Raw genomic sequence first — 18,595 nt, 5'->3', positions numbered from 1 at the left:
TGGCACCTGCCGCCCCCGGATGGGGAAGAATAATAGACATGTTGTGGTGATAGATGACCAATAGCTATCTGGCGTTTCCTAAATTTGATCCGGTGATTTTCTCTATCGGCCCGGTCTCTCTGCATTGGTACGGTCTGATGTACCTGGTTGGCTTCGTTTTTGCCATGTGGCTGGCGGTGCGCCGTGCCAACAAACCGGGCAGCGGCTGGACCAAGGATGAAGTAGAGAACCTGCTGTATGCCGGTTTCCTCGGTGTGTTCGTCGGTGGCCGCGTTGGCTATGTGTTGTTCTACAACCTGCCGCTGTTCCTGGATAACCCGCTCTATCTGTTCAAAGTCTGGGATGGCGGTATGTCGTTCCACGGCGGCCTGATGGGGGTTATTCTGGTGATGTTCTGGTTCGCTCGTCGTACCAAACGCACCTTCTTCCAGGTTTCTGATTTTATTGCCCCGCTGATCCCCTTCGGCCTGGGTGCCGGTCGCTTGGGCAACTTTATCAATGGCGAACTCTGGGGCCGTGTTACCACCGATACCCCATGGGCGATGCTGTTCCCAAGTTCACGCGCGGAAGACGTAGCGCTTGCCGCCGCCGATCCGCAACTGCTGCCGATCCTGAATCAATACGGCGTGCTGCCGCGCCACCCGTCCCAGCTGTATGAACTGCTGCTGGAAGGCGTGGTGCTGTTTATCATTCTGAACCTGTTTATTCGCAAACCGCGGCCGATGGGCGCCGTTTCCGGCCTGTTCCTGATTGGTTATGGCGTATTCCGCATTATCGTCGAAGCTTTCCGTCAGCCGGATGCCCAGCTCGGCCTGTTCGACGGCGTAATCAGCATGGGGCAGATCCTGTCCGTTCCTATGGTGGTGGCCGGTATTATTATGATGATTTGGGCGTATCGTCGTCGCCCGCAGCAACAACTGTCGTGAGGAACAAATGAAACAGTATCTGGATTTGATGAACAAAGTGCTCGCCGAGGGCACCCCTAAAGCCGACCGTACCGGCACTGGCACGCTGTCGATTTTCGGCCACCAGATGCGTTTCAATTTGCAGGAAGGCTTCCCGTTGGTGACCACCAAAAAATGTCACCTGCGTTCGATCATCCATGAACTGTTGTGGTTCCTGAACGGCGACACCAACGTGGCTTACCTGAAGGAAAACAAGGTCAGCATCTGGGACGAGTGGGCCGACGAGAACGGCGACCTTGGCCCGGTGTACGGTAAACAGTGGCGTGCCTGGGGAGCCGCTGACGGCCGTCAGATCGACCAGTTGACCACGGTGCTGAACCAGCTGAAACAGGATCCGGATTCACGCCGCATCATAGTCTCGGCCTGGAACGTGGGTGAATTGGATCAGATGGCGCTGGCGCCATGCCATGCGTTCTTCCAGTTCTACGTGGCGGACGGCAAATTATCCTGTCAGCTGTACCAGCGCTCGTGCGATGTGTTCCTCGGCCTGCCGTTCAACATTGCCAGCTACGCGCTGTTAGTGCATATGATGGCGCAGCAATGCGATCTGGAAGTGGGTGATTTCGTCTGGACCGGCGGCGATACCCACCTGTACAGCAACCATATGGAACAAACCCAGCTGCAGCTGACCCGTGAACCGCGTGCCTTGCCAACGCTTTTGATCAAACGCAAACCGGCATCGCTGTTCGATTACCGTTTCGAAGATTTTGAAATCGAAGGGTACGATCCGCATCCCCCAATCAAAGCACCGGTTGCTATCTGATTTTCTCCGCATAAGTTATCCCCGAGGGCGCACAGGTTGCGCCCTTATTTTTTTCTGCCGCCCCTCTCTGCGCACTGCATCGTATTTTGTTGTGCTTGTTCACCAGTTGCATAGAAAGCCTGCGCGATGCGCTTCAAGGCCGAAAAGCCCCCCTTTACCCTGTTGCGCGCCTGATTACACTGGCCGCCATGAACGACGAGATGAAGTTTAACCCCGATGGCCAGCGCGGCATGACGCTGATAGAACTGCTGGTGGTGATTACCCTGGCGGGTCTGCTGACGGGCTGGGGTGTCAGCCACTGGCGTCATTATCAGCAGGCTTTGCGGTTGGAACACACTGCACAACAACTGCTGGCTTTCCTCAACCGGTTGCAGGCTGATGCCAACTGGCACAACCGCACGGCGCTGCTGGGGATTAAACCCGGAACGGCCTGGTGCATCGGTGAAGGTCAAACGCCTGCGAATTGCGCTGCACTCGACGATGACATCTTCAAGCCGCATTACCCTGATGTGCGGCTGACAGGCCATACCCAAAAAGAGATGGGGTTTTATGGCCTGCGCAATAATGCGCAGGCGGGGCATATTGTGCTTAGCAACGGTGCAGGCAGCCTGAGGTTGGTGCTGTCTGCCAAGGGGCGACTGCGACTGTGCAGCGAAGGGGTGAGCATCAGGGGGGTTGCGCTATGTCAGCCTTAGAACGGGGTTTTACGCTGCCGGAGGTGATGTTGGCGCTGACGTTCGGCAGCCTGATTGCGCTTGCTGCCGCCAAAACCTATCCGGTTTTACGTCAACACAGCGTCGATGTCGGCAGGCACTACCGGCTGGAGTCGGTACTGCGCCAATTGGCCGTCGGTATTGAGAAAGATCTACGCCGTGCGGGGTTTTGCGCCGGTCAGTGCCGTGGGCAACCAATACTGCTTAGCCACCTTCCCGGAGAAGCGGCGGGCAGTTGCGTGATTATCGCCTATGACATCAGTCTTAACGGCCGTTGGGAGGCTTTCGGCACCGATGCCGACTATTTCGGTTATCGCCTGCGCCAGGGGATGTTGGAAGGGCAGCGGGGTATTAATCATTGTCGGGGCGGTGGCTGGGAACGCCTGAACGATAACGACGAAGTGCGTATCGAAGCCTTCAGCGTAAAGACCAACCTGGGTGAAAACGGAAAAACCTGGGCTACGCTGGTGCTAAGTGGCCGTGCGAAAGCGGACGACGGTATACGGCGCAGCCTGGTCTGGGCGGTCAATATGGCTTCTCTGCCATGAACATTAGTGCCGAACGAGGCGGCAGTACCCTGGCGGCCGTGATGATGCTGTTGGCGATGGGGCTGATGCTGTTGAATGCCCAGCATCGCCAACTGGACAGCGCTTTACTGCTGGCTGCCGACGAGAAACGTTATTTACTGGCATACAATCAGGCCGCTTCAGCGCTCAGTTGGGGTGTGGCCCAGACTTGGCCTCGCGGGCAATTGAGCGTCAGTGGCTGGTGGTGCCGGCAAGCCGACGCGCTACGCGCCTGCGCAAAATTATCCTCCCAGGCGGGTATTGTCCTGGTGCGTGGTGAAGCACCGATGAATGGCGCAGAGCCTTTGCGGTTATATCAACGGAGCAAACCTGAGGGCGCAACCGGAGAGATTGCGCTCAGAGCAGAAACCGGCGGGTGGCTGGATTTTTGCCCTGAAAAAAAGCAGGCGGACTGTGAGGATTAACCCAACTGATGCATCTGACGCAACCTTATGGCGCCAGCGGGGCTTCAGCTTGCCGGAGGTCTTGATTGCCGCGTTGCTGTTCGCGGTGTCGCTACTGGGGTTGTTACAGTATCATCAGGTGCTGTTGCAGTCGTTCCAGCGTCAATGGCAGTATCGACAGGCGTGGTCGTTGGCGCACCAGCATCTGGAAGTGTTCGCCGCTAGCGGTCGCCTGGATGCCGGGCTGCCGCCATTGGCACCCGGCTGGCGGCGTGAGACCAGCTTGAGCAGCCCACAGCCTGCCTGTCAGCGGTTAGTGGTAAGAATACAAACGCCCCAACAGCAGTGGGCGGAACTCAGTCGTTGGTACTGCATGCGCCAGTGAGCTGGCACATATTTTGTTTTAAGGGAGCGCCCAATGTTTAAGGTTTATCACTCCAATCAGTTGGACGTGTTAAAAACGCTGACCAGCATTTTGATAGCCAGAGAGCCCTTGGCCGATCCTTTCCAACAGGAAGTGGTGCTGGTGCAGAGCCCCGGTATGGCGCAGTGGCTGCAGATGCAACTGGCGGAGCAGTTCGGCATCGCCGCCAACATTGCTTTCCCCCTGCCGGCTACCTTCATCTGGGACATGTTTACCCGGGTGTTACCGGGTATCCCGAAAGAGAGCGCCTTCAGCAAAGACGCCATGACCTGGAAGCTGATGTGGCTGCTGCCCGATTTACTCACCCAGCCTGAATTTGCTCCACTGCAGCATTACCTCACCGACGACGGCGACAAACGTAAAATTCACCAGTTGGCCGGTCGGGTGGCAGACCTGTTTGACCAATACCTGGTGTATCGCCCGCAATGGCTGGAAAGCTGGCAGAAGGGCGAACGCGTTGACGGACTGGCGGAAGCGCAGCAATGGCAGGCCCCGCTGTGGGCGCGCCTGGTAGAGTACACCGCGGAATTGGGGCAGCCGGAATGGCATCGCGCCAACCTGTATCGCCGTTTTATCAACGAGCTGGAAAAGGCACAGCAGCCCCCGGCGGGATTGCCGCCACGGGTCTTTATCTGCGGCATTTCGGCATTGCCGCCGGTCTATCTGGAGGCCCTCCAGGCTCTGGGCAGGCACATTGACGTTCACCTGATGTTCACTAACCCTTGCCGCTACTACTGGGGAGATATTCAGAGTCAATCATTTCTGGCGAAATTGCAGAGCCGCAAACGACGCCATTATCAGGATCAAACCGAATATGCGTTATTCAAAGATCCTGAAAATGCCGCCGCGCTGTTTAATGAAGCCGGTGAGCAAGACCTGCCGAACCCACTGCTGGCCTCATGGGGCAAGTTGGGACGCGACCACCACTTTTTGCTTTCGCAGATCGAATCTGCGCAGGAAGTTTTCGCATTTGTCGATATCCCTGCGGATAATCTGCTGCATGGCATTCAGTACGATATGCTGGAGCTGAAGAACAGTGCGGTTATCGGCACCACGCCGGAAACGCTGGAAAGCAGCGCCACCAAACGACGACTGGATCCTGCCGATCGCTCCATCAGCCTGCACGCTTGCCACAGCCCGCAGCGTGAAGTTGAGGTGCTGCACGATCAGTTATTGAGCATGTTGGCGGATGACCCTGAGCTGACGCCGCGCGACATTATTGTGATGGTGGCGGACATCGACAATTACACGCCTTATATCCAGGCGGTATTCGGCAATGCCTCCCCGGAACGCTACCTGCCGTTTGCCATTTCTGACCGCAAAGCCAGCCAGGCCCACCCGGCGCTGCAGGCTTTTATCTCGCTGTTGGATCTGCCGCAGAGCCGCTTTACCTCAGAGCAGGTGCTGGCACTGCTGGAGGTTCCCGCACTGGCGGCGCGATTCTCCATCCGGGAAGAGGGCCTGCGTCTGTTGCGCCATTGGGTGGGGGAATCCGGCGTACGCTGGGGCCTGGATGACGACAACGTGCGCGAACTGGATTTGCCCGCCACCGGACAGCACACCTGGCAATTTGGCATTACGCGTATGCTGTTGGGTTACGCCATGGACAGCAATGCCGGTGACTGGCAGGGGGTCTTGCCCTACGACGAATCGAGCGGATTGGTCGCCGAGCTGGCTGGGCAGCTAGCTGAACTGCTGGCGGCGTTGAGCCGCTGGCGGCAACGGCTGGGGCAACTGCGTACGCTGCAGGAATGGCAGCCGCTGTGCCGCCAACTGCTGGAGACCTTCTTTGAGCAGGACGGTGAAACCGAAGTGGTGCTGGCGCTGATTGAGCAGCAGTGGAACAAGCTGTTCGAGTTCGGCTTGGCGGCCCGTTATCCCGATGAGGTGCCACTGTCCATCCTGCGTGATGAACTGGCGTCACGCCTCGATCAGGAGCGGATCAGCCAGCGTTTCCTGGCCGGGCAAATCAATTTCTGCACCCTGATGCCGATGCGTTCCATCCCGTTTAAAGTGGTGTGCCTGCTGGGCATGAACGACGGCGTTTACCCACGGACGCTGCCGCCGTTAGGCTTTGATCTGATGGCACAGCAGGTCAAGCGTGGCGATCGTAGCCGCCGTGATGATGACCGCTATCTGTTCCTGGAGGCGATACTGTCGGCGCAGCAACGGCTGTATATCAGCTTTATTGGCCGTTCCATTCAGGATAACAGCGAACGTTACCCTTCGGTGTTGGTGACCGAGCTGCTGGAATACCTTGAACAGAGCTACTGCCTGCCGGGTGATGAGGCGTTGGACGCCGATGGCAGCGCAAAACGCGTGGGTGATCACTTGCTTAACTGGCACTCGCGTATGCCGTTTGCCGCCGAGAATTTCCTGCCCGGTACCGAAGATCAGAGCTACGCCGCGGAATGGCTGCCGGCCGCCGACGGAAAAGGAGCTGCACATCCGGCGTTTAATCAACCTCTGCTGCCGGAAGCGCAGACCCAGATTTTGCTGGATGACTTGCTGCGATTCTATCGCCACCCTATCCGCGCCTTCTTCCAACTCCGTCTGGGGGTCAGCTTCATTCTGGAAGAAACCGAACTGCCGGATGAAGAGCCCTTTACCCTGGATAATCTCAGCCGTTATCAGTTCAACAGCCAACTGTTGAATACCCTGATTGACGGTGAGGACGCCACGCGCCTGTTTCAGCGAGTTCGTGCCGCCGGCGGATTACCCTTTGGCCCATTCGGTGAAATTTATTGGCAGAAGCAGCAGGAAGAGATGGCTGAACTGGCTGAGCAGGTGCGGGCAGAGCGTAGCGAAGGGCACAGTCTTGAACTGGATATCGACATTGCCGGCGTGCGCATTAGCGGCTGGTTGCATCAGGTTCAGGAAGACGGGCTGTTACGTTGGCGGCCATCCACCCTGTCGGCCGTCGATGGGATATTGCTGTGGCTGGAGCATCTGGTGTACTGCTGCGCCGGTGGCACAGGGGAAAGTCGTATTTACGGTCGCAAAGGGGCAGCCTGGCGTTTTGCCGCCCTGAGCGCAGAGGCTGCCCACGAGCAACTGGCCGAACTGGTGGCCGGTTATCAGCGCGGTCTCTGTCAGCCGTTACTGTTGCTGAACAAAAGCGGCTGGGCTTGGCTAAGCCAATGTTACCAGCAGGAAACGCAGCAGATTGACTGGGATGAAGAGGTGCAAATCAAGGCTCGAGCCAAGCTGCTGCAGACCTGGCAGGGCGATCAGCGCATTCCGGGAGAAGGCGAGGACCCTTATGTGCAGCGGGTATTCCGGCAGTTGGATAATCCTTATTTAGCGCAAATTCTGGCCGAAACAGAACGTTACCTGCTGCCGGTTGCGCGACATAACCTTGGGTAACAATCCCCCGGTGGTACTGATTGCCGGGAGGTGGTAAAAATAATTAGGGTTATATTCAACTATCGGGGTCAGCTCCGGTCTTACATAACGTACAAGCATATAGATATTATTGTGTTGTGTTGTTTTGATGTACGCCGTCAACGTCAGGGATTTGGCGCGACGGCGTCAGAATAGGGGTTTATTTTGGATATGCGCAGACAGTTGGCCCGCATCACCGGGTTAGTATTATTGGTTATGTTTTGGGCACCGTTGAGCTGGGCCGCACAGGGATGGCAACCGCTGGCGGAGAAGATCAACAAAAGCGATCACGATCCGCGTCAGTATCAGGCGATCAAACTGACGAACGGCATGACCGTGCTGCTGGTGTCCGATGCTCAGGCACCAAAATCGCTGGCGGCGCTGGCGCTGCCGGTGGGCTCGCTGGAGGATCCGAACAGCCAGCTTGGGCTGGCGCACTACCTGGAGCACATGGTGCTGATGGGATCCAAGCGCTATCCGCAGCCGGAAAACCTGTCCGAGTTTCTGAAGAAACACGGTGGCAGCCATAACGCCAGCACCGCCTCTTACCGCACCGCATTCTATCTGGAAGTGGAAAACGATGCGCTGGCCCCGGCGGTAGACCGCATGGCGGATGCCATTGCCGAGCCGATATTGGATCCAGGCAATGCCGATCGCGAACGTAATGCAGTGAATGCCGAACTGACGATGGCACGTTCGCGTGACGGTATGCGCATGGCGCAGGTCGGGGCGGAAACGCTAAACCCGGCTCACCCGAGCGCGCGCTTTTCCGGCGGTAACCTCGATACCCTGAAAGACAAGCCCGGCAGCAAGCTGCACGACGAACTGACCGCATTCTATCAACGCTATTATTCCGCCAATCTGATGATGGGGGTGTTGTACAGCAACCAACCCTTGCCGGCATTGGCTGAACTGGCGGCCAAAACCTTTGGCCGCGTACCTAACCATGATGCCAGCGTACCGCCGATAACCGTCCCGGCCGTCACGCCTGAGCAACAGGGGATCATTATTCACTATGTGCCGGCCCAGCCGCGCAAGCAGTTGAAGGTCGAGTTCCGCATCGACAACAACAGCGCTCAGTTCCGCAGTAAAACTGATACCTATATCGCTTACCTGATTGGCAACCGCAGCCAAAACACGCTGTCGGACTGGCTGCAGAAGCAAGGGTTGGCGGATGCAATCAATGCCGGGGCCGATCCTATGGTCGATCGCAACGGCGGGGTGTTTTCCATCAGCGTTTCGCTGACCGATAAAGGCCTGGCCAAACGTGACGAGGTGGCTGCCGCAATTTTCAATTACCTGAAGATGTTACGCAGCGAAGGCATCAAGCAAAGCTATTTTGATGAGATCTCCCACGTACTGAACCTGGATTTCCGTTATCCCTCGATCACCCGTGATATGGACTATATCGAATGGCTGGTGGATACCATGCTGCGCGTGCCGGTCGAACATACGCTGGATGCGCCTTACCTGGCCGACCGCTACGACGCCAAAGCGATTGCCGAGCGTCTGGACGCCATGACGCCGCAAAACGCACGCATCTGGTTTGTCAGCCCGAATGAACCACACAACAAAACGGCTTACTTCGTTAATGCGCCTTATCAGGTCGATAAGATTACGCCGCAGCGCTTCGAGCAGTGGCAGCAACTGGGCAAGGGGATCAACCTGTCGTTACCGGCCTTGAACCCGTATATTCCTGATGATTTCAGTCTGACCAAGCCTTCGCACGAGTTCAAAAAACCGGAGATGGTGGTCGACCAACCGGGCCTGCGCGTATTGTATATGCCGAGCCGCTACTTCGCCGACGAGCCTAAAGCCGACGTTACAGTGGCGTTCCGCAATGCAAAAACCATGGACTCGGCGCGCAACCAGGTGCTGTTCTCGTTGACCGACTATCTGGCGGGAATTTCGCTGGATCAACTGAGCTATCAGGCCTCGGTTGGCGGCTTGAGTTTCTCTACTTCACCGAACAACGGTCTGCAATTCAACGCCAACGGCTTCACTCAGCGTCTGCCGCAGTTGCTGACGTCGTTGATTGAGGGGTACTCCAGCTTCACGCCGACGGAAGACCAACTGGCGCAGGCCAAATCCTGGTATTTGGAGCAACTGGATTCTGCCGAAAAGGGCAAAGCCTTCGAACTGGCGATTCAGCCGGTGCAGATGGTTTCCCGCGTGCCGTACTCCGAACGCAGCGAGCGCCGTGAGGTGTTGAAAACCTTGACGCTGAAAGACGTGCTGGCCTACCGCGACAGTCTGCTGGCCGATGCAACACCGGAGTTGCTGGTGGTGGGCAATATGAGCAAGCAACAGGTGGATACGCTGGCCTCCACGTTGAAACACCGTCTGGGGTGTACCGGTATTGAATGGTGGCACGGCGAAGACGTTGAAGTGGCTAAAAAACAGCTGGCCAACCTGCAGCGTGCCGGCAGCAGCACCGACTCGGCGCTGGCAGCGGTCTATGTGCCGACCGGCTATGACGAAGTGACCGGCATGGCCTACAGCTCGCTGTTGGGCCAGATTATTCAGCCGTGGTTCTACAGCCAGTTGCGTACCCAGGAGCAATTGGGCTATGCGGTATTTGCTTTCCCGATGTCCGTGGGGCGGCAGTGGGGGATTGGTTTCCTGTTGCAAAGCAACAGCAAGCAGCCGGCATATCTGTACCAGCGCTATCAGGATTTCTACCCGAAAACCGAAAAACGCCTGCGTGAGATGAAACCGGCCGACTTTGAACAGTATAAGCAGGCGATGATCAACGAGTTGAAACAGCGCCCGCAAACCCTGAGTGAAGAGGCTGGCCGTTTTGCCAATGACTTCGATCGCGGCAATTTTGCGTTTGATACCCGCCATAAGCTGATTGAACAGATCAAGCAACTGACGCCGGTCAAATTGGCGGACTATTTCCATCAGGCGGTGATCCAGCCGCAGGGTCTGGCGGTATTGTCGCAGGTGAGCGGCAGCGGCCAGGAGAAGGCGGATTATGCCGTGCAGCCGGAGTGGGTGACTTATCCTAATGCGTCCGCACTGCAGCAAACTATGCCGCGTAAGGTCGCTACACCATGACAGAGACTACCCCGCAGCGGCTTGATCCGCTAACGTTGCCGCTGTTTGGCGAACGGCTGATAGAAGCCTCGGCGGGGACCGGCAAGACCTTTACCATCGGGGCACTGTATCTGCGCCTGCTGCTTGGCCTGGGCCAGGCGGCGGCTTTTCCCCGGCCGCTGACGGTAGAGGAGATCCTGGTGGTGACCTTTACCGAGGCCGCCACCGAGGAGTTGCGTGGGCGTATTCGCAGCAATATCCATGGGTTGCGTATTGCCTGCGTCCGTGGCCGCAGCAAGGATCCGTTATTTACCTCGCTGATGGCGGAGATTAAAGATCTGCCCGACGCCGCTGCGCAGCTGTTGGCTGCCGAGCGGCAGATGGACGAAGCGGCAATATACACCATCCACGGTTTCTGTCAGCGTATGCTGACCCACAACGCCTTCGAGTCCGGCATTCTGTTTGAGCAGACTCTGGTGCAGGATGAGTTGCCGCTGCGTCGCCAGGCCTGTGCGGATTTTTGGCGTCGCCATTGTTACCCGTTGCCGCTGGGCGTGGCCCGGGCGGTAAGTCAGGAATGGAGCGGCCCGGAAGCCCTGCTGGCCGATCTCTCCGGTTATTTGCATGGCGAAGCGCCGCTGTTGCGACGACCGCCGAAAGATGACGAAACGGTGCTGATGCGCCATGAGCAAATCGTGGCGCGTATTGACGCCATTAAAGCTCAGTGGGGGGCGGCAGCAGGCGATCTGGAAGCCTTAATCAGCCAGTCCGGCGTGGACAAGCGCAGCTACAGCAGCAAACATCTGCCCAACTGGTTGCATAAGGTGGGCGAATGGACGGTGCTGGAAACGCAGGACTATCAGCTACCGAAAGAGCTGGAGAAATTCCGCCAGTCGGTGCTGTTGGATAAAACCAAAAAAGGCGAGCCGCCACGTCATCCGCTGTTTGTGGCTATCGACGAACTTTTTGATGAACCGCTGACGCTGCGAGATTTGATCATGGCGCGGGCATTGAGCGAGATTCGCCTTTCTATTCAGCAAGAAAAGCGTCAACGAGCCGAGTTGGGCTTTGACGATTTGCTCAGCCGTTTGGATAGCGCACTGCACAGTGAAGGCGGCGATCGGTTAGCGCAGGCGATCCGTCAGCGTTATCCGGTGGCGATGATCGATGAATTCCAGGATACCGATCCGCAGCAATACCGTATCTTCCAAAAGCTTTACGTTGGCCGCCCCGAATGCGGCCTGCTGCTGATAGGCGACCCGAAACAGGCGATTTATGCCTTCCGCGGTGCCGACATCTTTACCTATATGCGAGCCCGCTCAGAGGTAAGCGCCCACTATACGCTTGAGACCAACTGGCGCTCGTCACCGGCAATGGTCGGCAGCGTTAACCATCTGTTTGCTCAGGTGGAAAAACCCTTCCTGTTCAGCCAAATTCCCTTTATTGACGTGGCCGCCGCCGCAAAAAACCGGGGCTTGGCTTTTGAACTGCAAAACCAACCGCAACCGGCAATGCAATTCTGGCTGCAGCAGGGAGAAGGTGTTGGCGTTAGTGAGTACCAACAATTGATGGCGCGCCTGTGTGCCACACAAATCCGTGACTGGCTCAGCGCCGGGCAACAGCAGCAGGCTTGGCTGGTGGATGGCGATAAACGCCGGGCGGTGCAGGCTTCAGACATTACCGTGCTGGTGCGTAGCCGTAACGAGGCGGCGTTAGTTCGCGATGCACTCAGTGCGCTGGCCATTCCTTCGGTTTATTTGTCCAACCGCGACAGCGTGTTTGATACGCCAGAGGCCAAGGATTTGCTGTGGTTGCTGCAGGCCGTGCTGGCACCGGAGCAGGAGCGAACCTTGCGCAGCGCTATGGCGACCGGGCTGATGGGATTGGACGCATTGGTACTGGACAGTTTGAATCAGGATGAGCGCGCCTGGGATAGGCTGGTCGACGAGTTTGACGGCTATCGCTCCCTCTGGCTGCGCCGGGGGGTATTGCCGATGTTGCGCGAGGTGATGAAGCAGCGCCATCTGGCAGAAAACCTGTTGGCTACGCAGGGGGGCGAGCGTCGATTGACCGACGTGATGCATTTGGGGGAACTGTTGCAGGAAGCCTCAGCCCAGCTCGACAGCGAGCATGCGCTGGTACGTTGGCTGGCGCAGCAGATTGCCCAACCCAATCGTCAGTCTGACAACCAACAGCTACGTCTGGAAAGCGATCGCCATCTGGTGCAGGTGATCACCATTCATAAATCCAAAGGGCTGGAGTTTGATCTGGTGTGGCTGCCGTTCGTCGGTAATTTCCGCCAACAGCAGCAGGTGCTGTATCACGATCGCCAGAGCTTCCAGGCTTTGCTCGACCTCAACGCCGATGAAGAAAGTATCGAATGGGCGGAGGAGGAGCGACTGGCGGAGGATTTACGCCTGTTGTACGTGGCGTTGACCCGTTCGGTGTATCACTGCAGCATCGGTATTGCGCCGCTGATCCAAGGCACCCGCAAGAAGCAGGGGGATACGGATTTACACCGCAGTGCGCTGGGCTATCTGGTGCAAGCCGGCCAGGCCGGCGATGCGGCCTATCTGCAGCAATGCCTGCAACAGCTTGTCAGGGAAGGCGTTGCGCTGTCGCTGGTCGACACGCTGGATGAACAGCCCTGGTTGCCGCAAACGCCGGAATTGAGCGAACTGGCCGCCAAAGGTTTTTCACGTCAGGTGCAGGATTTTTGGCGAGTGACCAGCTATACCGGCTTGCAACAGCACGGCGCAGGCCTGATGCAGGATTTATTGCCGCGGCTGGATGTTGATGCCGCAGGCGAGCAAGCTCAAGACAGTGAGCCAGCGCTCACACCGCACACTTTCCCTCGCGGTGCTACCCCGGGGACTTTCTTGCACAGCCTGTTTGAAACGCTCGATTTTACCCAACCGCTCGATGAACAGTGGCTGCTGGAGCAACTGCAACAACAAGGCTTTGCCGAACATTGGCAGCCGATACTGCTGGCGTGGATGCAAGTGTTGCTCAACACTCCGCTCAATGATGCCGGTGTCGTGCTGTCGGCATTGGCGCCGCCGCAAAAGCAGGCGGAACTGCAGTTTTATCTGCCGATCGACAGGCTGTTGCAGGCCCGTGAGCTGGATGCCCTGGTGAAAAACTACGATCCGCTTTCTGCTCGCTGCCCGGCACTGGATTTCCAACAGGTGCAGGGAATGTTGAAAGGGTTTATTGACCTGGTGTTCTGCTGGCAGGGGAAGTACTACCTGCTGGATTACAAGTCCAACTGGTTGGGCGAGGACAGCAGTGCCTATACCCGGCCGGCGATGGAGCAGGCGATGGCAGAACACCGTTACGATCTGCAGTATCAGTTATATACCCTGGCGCTGCACCGTTATCTGCGCCATCGGCTGGTGGACTACGACTATCAACGGCACTTCGGCGGGGTGATTTATTTGTTCCTGCGCGGGGTGGATGCGCAGCATCCAGGCAACGGCATCTTCGCCTGTCGGCCAGAGCAAGCGTTAGTCGAGGGTATGGACAGGTTGTTCAGCGGCGAGGCCATTACGGCAGAGGATGAGCCATGATAGCTTTACTGGAACAGGCGCAGGCACTCGGCGTGCTGCGCCCGCTGGATTTACAGTTTGCCCGCGTGGTGGCCACAGCGGACCAGCCGGATATTTTATTGGCTGCCGCTTGCCTCAGCGCCGAGGCGGGTGCCGGCCATGTTTGCCTGATGCTGGAACAGTTGTTGCCGGAGAATCTTTTTGACGGACGTCAGCCAGAGCTGGCGCAGGCTGTGTGGTTGGCGTCCGGGCAGCCCGACCTGATCGACTGGCAGCAGCGCCTGTCCGCCAGTGCGGCGGTTGGCGATGGCAGCACGGCGATGCCGATGGTGTTGCAACAGCAGCGTTTGTACCTGCAGCGCATGTGGCAGAACGAAGGTGAGGTTGCCGATTTTATCAGCGGTGACAGCCTTCATCAGGCGGTTGAAGAAGCCGAGCTACGCACCATTCTCGATCAATTATTTGGCGAAGCAACCGACGAACCGGACTGGCAGAAAATTGCCGCCGCGGTGGCCGCCACGCGGCGCATTGCTGTCATTTCCGGCGGACCGGGCACCGGTAAAACGACCACCGTGGCCAAGCTGTTGGCCGCGTTGGTGCAACTTGCCGAAGGCCGACGTTTGCGTATTCAGTTGGCGGCACCCACCGGTAAAGCGGCGGCACGCTTGACCGAATCCTTAGGCAGCGCCGGCAGGCAACTGGCGCTTACGCCGGAGCAACGTGCGCTGTTCCCAACCGAAGCCTCCACTCTTCACCGTCTGCTAGGCGCTCAGCCCAACAGCCAGCGTATGCGTTATCACCGTGGCAACCCGCTGCATCTGGATGTACTGGTGGTCGATGAAGCCTCGATGGTTGACCTGCCGATGATGGCGCGCCTGATTGCCGCTTTGCCTGCTCAGGCGCGGGTGATTTTCCTGGGCGATCGCGATCAGCTGGCTTCGGTTGAGGCTGGCGCGGTGCTGGGCGATATCTGCCGCTTTGCCGAGCAAGGTTATAGCGTGGCACGGGCAGAACAGCTCTCGCGGCTGACGGGTTGTCTGCTGCAGGGGCAAAGTGCCGAGGCGGAGGCAGCCGTGCGCGACAGCCTGTGCCTGCTGCGCAAGAGCTATCGCTTTGATGCCAACTCGGGCATTGGTCAACTGGCCTTTGCGGTAAATGCCGGGGATGGCAAGAAGGCAGCATGGGCGCTGGGCGGCAATTTCAGTGACGTTACGGGGCACCCGTTGGCGGAAACGCAAGACTATCAGGCACTTTTGGATGCGTGCGTGGCGGGCTATCGTGATTATCTGCAGCAGGTGGCGACAGGTGCTGACGCGGTGACGATACTGGCTGCGTTTGGCCAATTCCAGGTGCTATGCGCGCTACGAGAGGGGCCATTCGGTATTGCCGGGTTGAATGAGCGGATTGAAACGGGACTGCAACGCGCCGGTTTGATCCAGCGTAAGCCAGGAACTGCGGGGCGCTGGTATCCGGGGCGTCCGGTGATGATTGGGCGTAATGACAGCGCGCTGGGGTTGTTCAACGGTGATATCGGTATTGCTTTGCGAGATGAGAGCGGCGAGCTGCGCGTTCATTTCCAACTGCCGGACGGTAGCATTAAGTCGGTGCAGCCGAGCCGTTTACCGGCGCATGAAACCGCCTATGCGATGACGGTGCATAAATCGCAGGGCTCGGAGTTCGATCATACGGTACTGGTACTGCCCAATCATTTCTTGCCGGTGCTGACCCGCGAACTGGTGTATACCGCGATTACCCGGGCGAGGAAGCAGCTTTCGCTGTATGCCACCGAAGCCGTTTTACTACGGGCGATCCGCACCCCGACCCAACGCCGCAGTGGGTTGGCAGAGCGGTTACAGATAACGGGTTAAGAGAGAGCTTGGGGCGCAGTTCATATGCTGCGCCCGCCACGGGTTACAGGTCAGCCAGCAGAATTTTGGAACGGCGTTGGTAGTTGTACAGCGCCTGTTTTTGCATTGGCAGCACGTCAACTTCCGCCGGGGTGAACCCGCGCTCCTGGAACCAGTGGATGCTGCGAGTGGTCAGCACGAACAGTTTACGCAGGCCCATCTGGCGCGCCTGACTCTCCACCCGCTGCAGCAACATTTCACCGCGTGATGAGCTGCGGTAATCCGGGTGCACCGCTACGCAGGCCATCTCGCCGATTTTCTCTTCCGGGAACGGATACAGCGCCGCGCAGGCGATGGTCAGGTTATCACGCTCAATAATGGTGAACTTGTCGATCTCCATTTCCAACTGCTCACGAGAACGGCGAACCAAAATGCCTTGCTGTTCAAGCGGACGGATCAGTTCGAGGATGCCGCCGATGTCGTTAATCGTGGCCCGGCGCACCTGTTCCGCGCTCTCCATGACGATTTGGGTGCCGATACCATCGCGTGAGAACAACTCCTGCACCAGAGCGCCGTCTTCCTGATAGCTGATCAGGTGGCTGCGGCGTACGCCGCTGCGACAGGCCTTTACCGCGCCGCGCAGGAAGCGCACGGTGCCGGAATGGTAATCACCGCTCTCTTCCAGTTCTTCGATGCGTTTCTGCGCATCGTTGGGAAACAGTTCGGAAATGATATTGCCTTCCTGATCGGTGACCCCTTGAGACGAGCAGAAGCCGATCATCTTCTCGGCTTTCAGCTTGATGGCCAACTGGGTCGCCACTTCCTCTGACGTCAGGTTAAAGCTTTCGCCGGTAACCGAAACGGCAACCGGGCCGATCAGCACAATGGCGTTGCTGTCGAGCTGACGATGAATGGCTTCTTCATCAATACGACGGATGCGGCCGCTGTGGCAGTAATCCACACCGTCATCGATACCCAGCGGTTGGGCAATGATAAAGTTACCGCTAACCACGTTGATATGCGCACCCTGCAGCGGTGTGTTGTTGAGGCTCATTGACAGCCTGGCGGTGATATCCAGTTGCAACAGGCCTGCTGCTTGTTTAACCAGCTCAAGGGTGTGGGCGTCGGTAACGCGCGTATGTTTGTGATAAATCGGTTCGTAATTATGCTGCGCCAAATTAACGTCGATTTGCGGCCGTGCGCCATAGACCACCACCAAACGAATGCCCAGGCTATGCAGCAGCCCGATATCGTTGACGATGTTGGAAAAGTTCTCATGTTCGATGGCTTCCCCGCCAAGCATGACGACAAACGTCTTGCCACGGTGGGCGTTGATATAGGGAACTGAGTGACGGAATCCTTGGACCAGCTCTGTACTACGTTCCTTCACGGCCAAACCTCATTTGCATATTTATACGGTATTTTTGTATTTTTATTCTTTTATTAGCCTGATGGCAAGTGGGAAATTGTCTCTATTTCTTTGCTAAGGGCGCTGAATCGTTAATAAATTGAAAAACCATAAAAAGATTTTCTGATGACAGCGCCGGAATGATTGGTTAAAGTTTTCGGCATTCCCGTTTACTGGTGTTTTTTTCATCTGTTTTAATCTGTTACCACTGCCGGAGTCGCATGCCAAACTCAAATCACAATCTGGGCCGCCGTCGTTTATTGCAGGGGGTTGCCGCTAGCTGGTTGCTGAGTGTGAGTCGGGTGGGCGTCGCCGCTTCGTCGCACGTCATCGCCGTACGTGTCTGGCCTTCTTCTACCTATACCCGAGTGACGCTCGAATCTAACGTTGAACTGAAATATAAACAGTTTGCGTTGACCAATCCCGATCGCGTGGTGGTGGATATCGAGGGCGTGCAGCTCAACAGCGTGCTTAAGGGCATTGTCGGCCAGGTACGCGACGACGATCCTTACCTGAAACAGGCGCGTGTCGGCCAGTTCGATCAAAACACCGTCAGGCTGGTGCTGGAGCTTAAACGCAGCGTCACGCCCCACATGTTTACATTGGCGCCGGTGCCGGAATACCGCAATCGTCTGGTGATGGATCTGTACCCGAGCAAGGGCGGCAGCGGCGAAGACTATGATCCGCTGTTGGCGTTACTGGAAGATTACAACAAGGGCGATCTTGAGCGCACTTTACCGGCGGAAGCACCGCAGGCCGGTAAAGCAGGGCGCGATCGGCCTATTGTCATCATGCTGGATCCCGGCCACGGTGGTGAGGACCCCGGTGCGATTGGCAAATTCAAAACGCGTGAAAAAGATATCGTACTGCAGATTGCCCGTCGCCTGAGCACCTTAATCAAGCGTGAGCCGAACATGAAGGTGTTTATGACGCGCAATGAGGACGTCTTCATTCCGCTTAAGGTGAGGGTGGCTAAGGCACGCAAACAGCGCGCCGATCTGTTTGTGTCGATCCATGCGGATGCCTTCACCAACCGTGCCGCGCGCGGTTCGTCGGTATTTGCGCTGTCGACCAAGGGGGCCACCAGCTCGGCGGCTAAGTTCCTGGCGCAGACCCAGAACGAATCGGACCTAATCGGCGGTGTCAGCAAAAGCGGCGATCGCTATTTGGATCACACCATGTTTGATTTGCTACAAACCGCAACCATCAACGACAGCCTGAAATTCGGCAAGGAAGTGCTTAACCGAATGGGCAAAATCAACCGTTTGCATAAGAATCGCGTCGATCAGGCCGGTTTTGCGGTGTTAAAGGCGCCGGATATCCCCTCTATCCTGGTTGAAACGGCATTTATCAGCAACATAGAGGAAGAGCGCAAACTGCGTACTACCCATTTCCAGCAGCAGGTGGCGGAATCTATTCTGGCGGGAATTAAGGCGTACTTTGCTAACGGCGGGGCAATAGCGCGCGGACAAAGATAAGCTGAGGCGGCAGGAATAAACTGCCGCTGTTCCGATTAAAGGCACTATCCCGACTC

General features: G+C 57.3%; 12 protein-coding genes. 11 read left to right on the top strand and 1 reads right to left on the bottom strand.

Annotated features, from left to right (window positions below):
• Nucleotides 1-53 precede the first annotated feature (53 nt).
• From lgt to recD, 10 genes are all read left to right on the top strand, one after another.
• Nucleotides 54-926, top strand: coding sequence for a prolipoprotein diacylglyceryl transferase (lgt, locus tag EBA31_RS20760; protein WP_020828398.1), 873 nt, complete (start codon nt 54-56; stop codon nt 924-926).
• Between the two features lie 7 nt (nt 927-933).
• Complete coding sequence (gene thyA / locus EBA31_RS20755) at nt 934-1,728, top strand: thymidylate synthase (RefSeq protein WP_020828397.1); 795 nt, start codon at nt 934-936, stop codon at nt 1,726-1,728.
• Nucleotides 1,729-1,916: 188 nt separating this feature from the next.
• Nucleotides 1,917-2,423, top strand: coding sequence for a prepilin peptidase-dependent protein (locus EBA31_RS20750; RefSeq protein WP_122080669.1), 507 nt, complete (start codon nt 1,917-1,919; stop codon nt 2,421-2,423).
• Nucleotides 2,411-2,989, top strand: a complete 579-nt coding sequence (locus tag EBA31_RS20745; protein ID WP_122080097.1) for a prepilin peptidase-dependent protein — start codon at nt 2,411-2,413, stop codon at nt 2,987-2,989. The genes EBA31_RS20750 and EBA31_RS20745 overlap by 13 nt, the downstream gene beginning before the upstream one ends.
• Nucleotides 2,986-3,432, top strand: coding sequence for a YgdB family protein (locus EBA31_RS20740; RefSeq protein ID WP_122080096.1), 447 nt, complete (start codon nt 2,986-2,988; stop codon nt 3,430-3,432). Before EBA31_RS20745 ends, EBA31_RS20740 begins: the two co-directional genes overlap by 4 nt.
• Nucleotides 3,422-3,796 carry a prepilin-type N-terminal cleavage/methylation domain-containing protein gene (locus EBA31_RS20735; RefSeq protein ID WP_122080095.1) on the top strand — a complete coding sequence of 125 codons (375 nt, stop codon included), beginning with the start codon at nt 3,422-3,424 and terminating at the stop codon, nt 3,794-3,796. Before EBA31_RS20740 ends, EBA31_RS20735 begins: the two co-directional genes overlap by 11 nt.
• 33 nt (nt 3,797-3,829) lie before the next feature.
• Nucleotides 3,830-7,201, top strand: coding sequence for an exodeoxyribonuclease V subunit gamma (recC, locus tag EBA31_RS20730; RefSeq protein WP_122080094.1), 3,372 nt, complete (start codon nt 3,830-3,832; stop codon nt 7,199-7,201).
• Between the two features lie 189 nt (nt 7,202-7,390).
• On the top strand, nt 7,391-10,279 hold the full coding sequence (gene ptrA / locus EBA31_RS20725; RefSeq protein WP_122080093.1) for a pitrilysin: 2,889 nt from the start codon (nt 7,391-7,393) through the stop codon (nt 10,277-10,279).
• Nucleotides 10,276-13,827, top strand: a complete 3,552-nt coding sequence (recB, locus tag EBA31_RS20720; protein WP_122080092.1) for an exodeoxyribonuclease V subunit beta — start codon at nt 10,276-10,278, stop codon at nt 13,825-13,827. Before ptrA ends, recB begins: the two co-directional genes overlap by 4 nt.
• Entirely contained in the window at nt 13,824-15,674 is a 1,851-nt protein-coding gene (gene recD, locus EBA31_RS20715; RefSeq protein WP_122080091.1) for an exodeoxyribonuclease V subunit alpha, read from the top strand. Before recB ends, recD begins: the two co-directional genes overlap by 4 nt.
• A 43-nt stretch (nt 15,675-15,717) precedes the next feature.
• Here the strand turns inward: recD and argA are convergent, their stop codons facing one another.
• Entirely contained in the window at nt 15,718-17,043 is a 1,326-nt protein-coding gene (gene argA / locus EBA31_RS20710; protein WP_041414902.1) for an amino-acid N-acetyltransferase, read from the bottom strand.
• A 239-nt stretch (nt 17,044-17,282) separates the two neighbouring features.
• Between argA and amiC the strand changes: the two genes are divergently transcribed.
• A complete protein-coding gene (amiC, locus tag EBA31_RS20705) occupies nt 17,283-18,539 on the top strand; it encodes an N-acetylmuramoyl-L-alanine amidase AmiC (RefSeq protein ID WP_122080090.1) in 1,257 nt (418 codons plus the stop codon).
• Nucleotides 18,540-18,595: the final 56 nt, after the last annotated feature.

It is taken from the genome of Serratia sp. P2ACOL2, assembly GCF_003691565.1.
Taxonomy (GTDB): Bacteria; Pseudomonadota; Gammaproteobacteria; order Enterobacterales; family Enterobacteriaceae; genus Serratia; species Serratia liquefaciens.
This window is presented reverse-complemented; position numbering and strand designations above follow the sequence as displayed.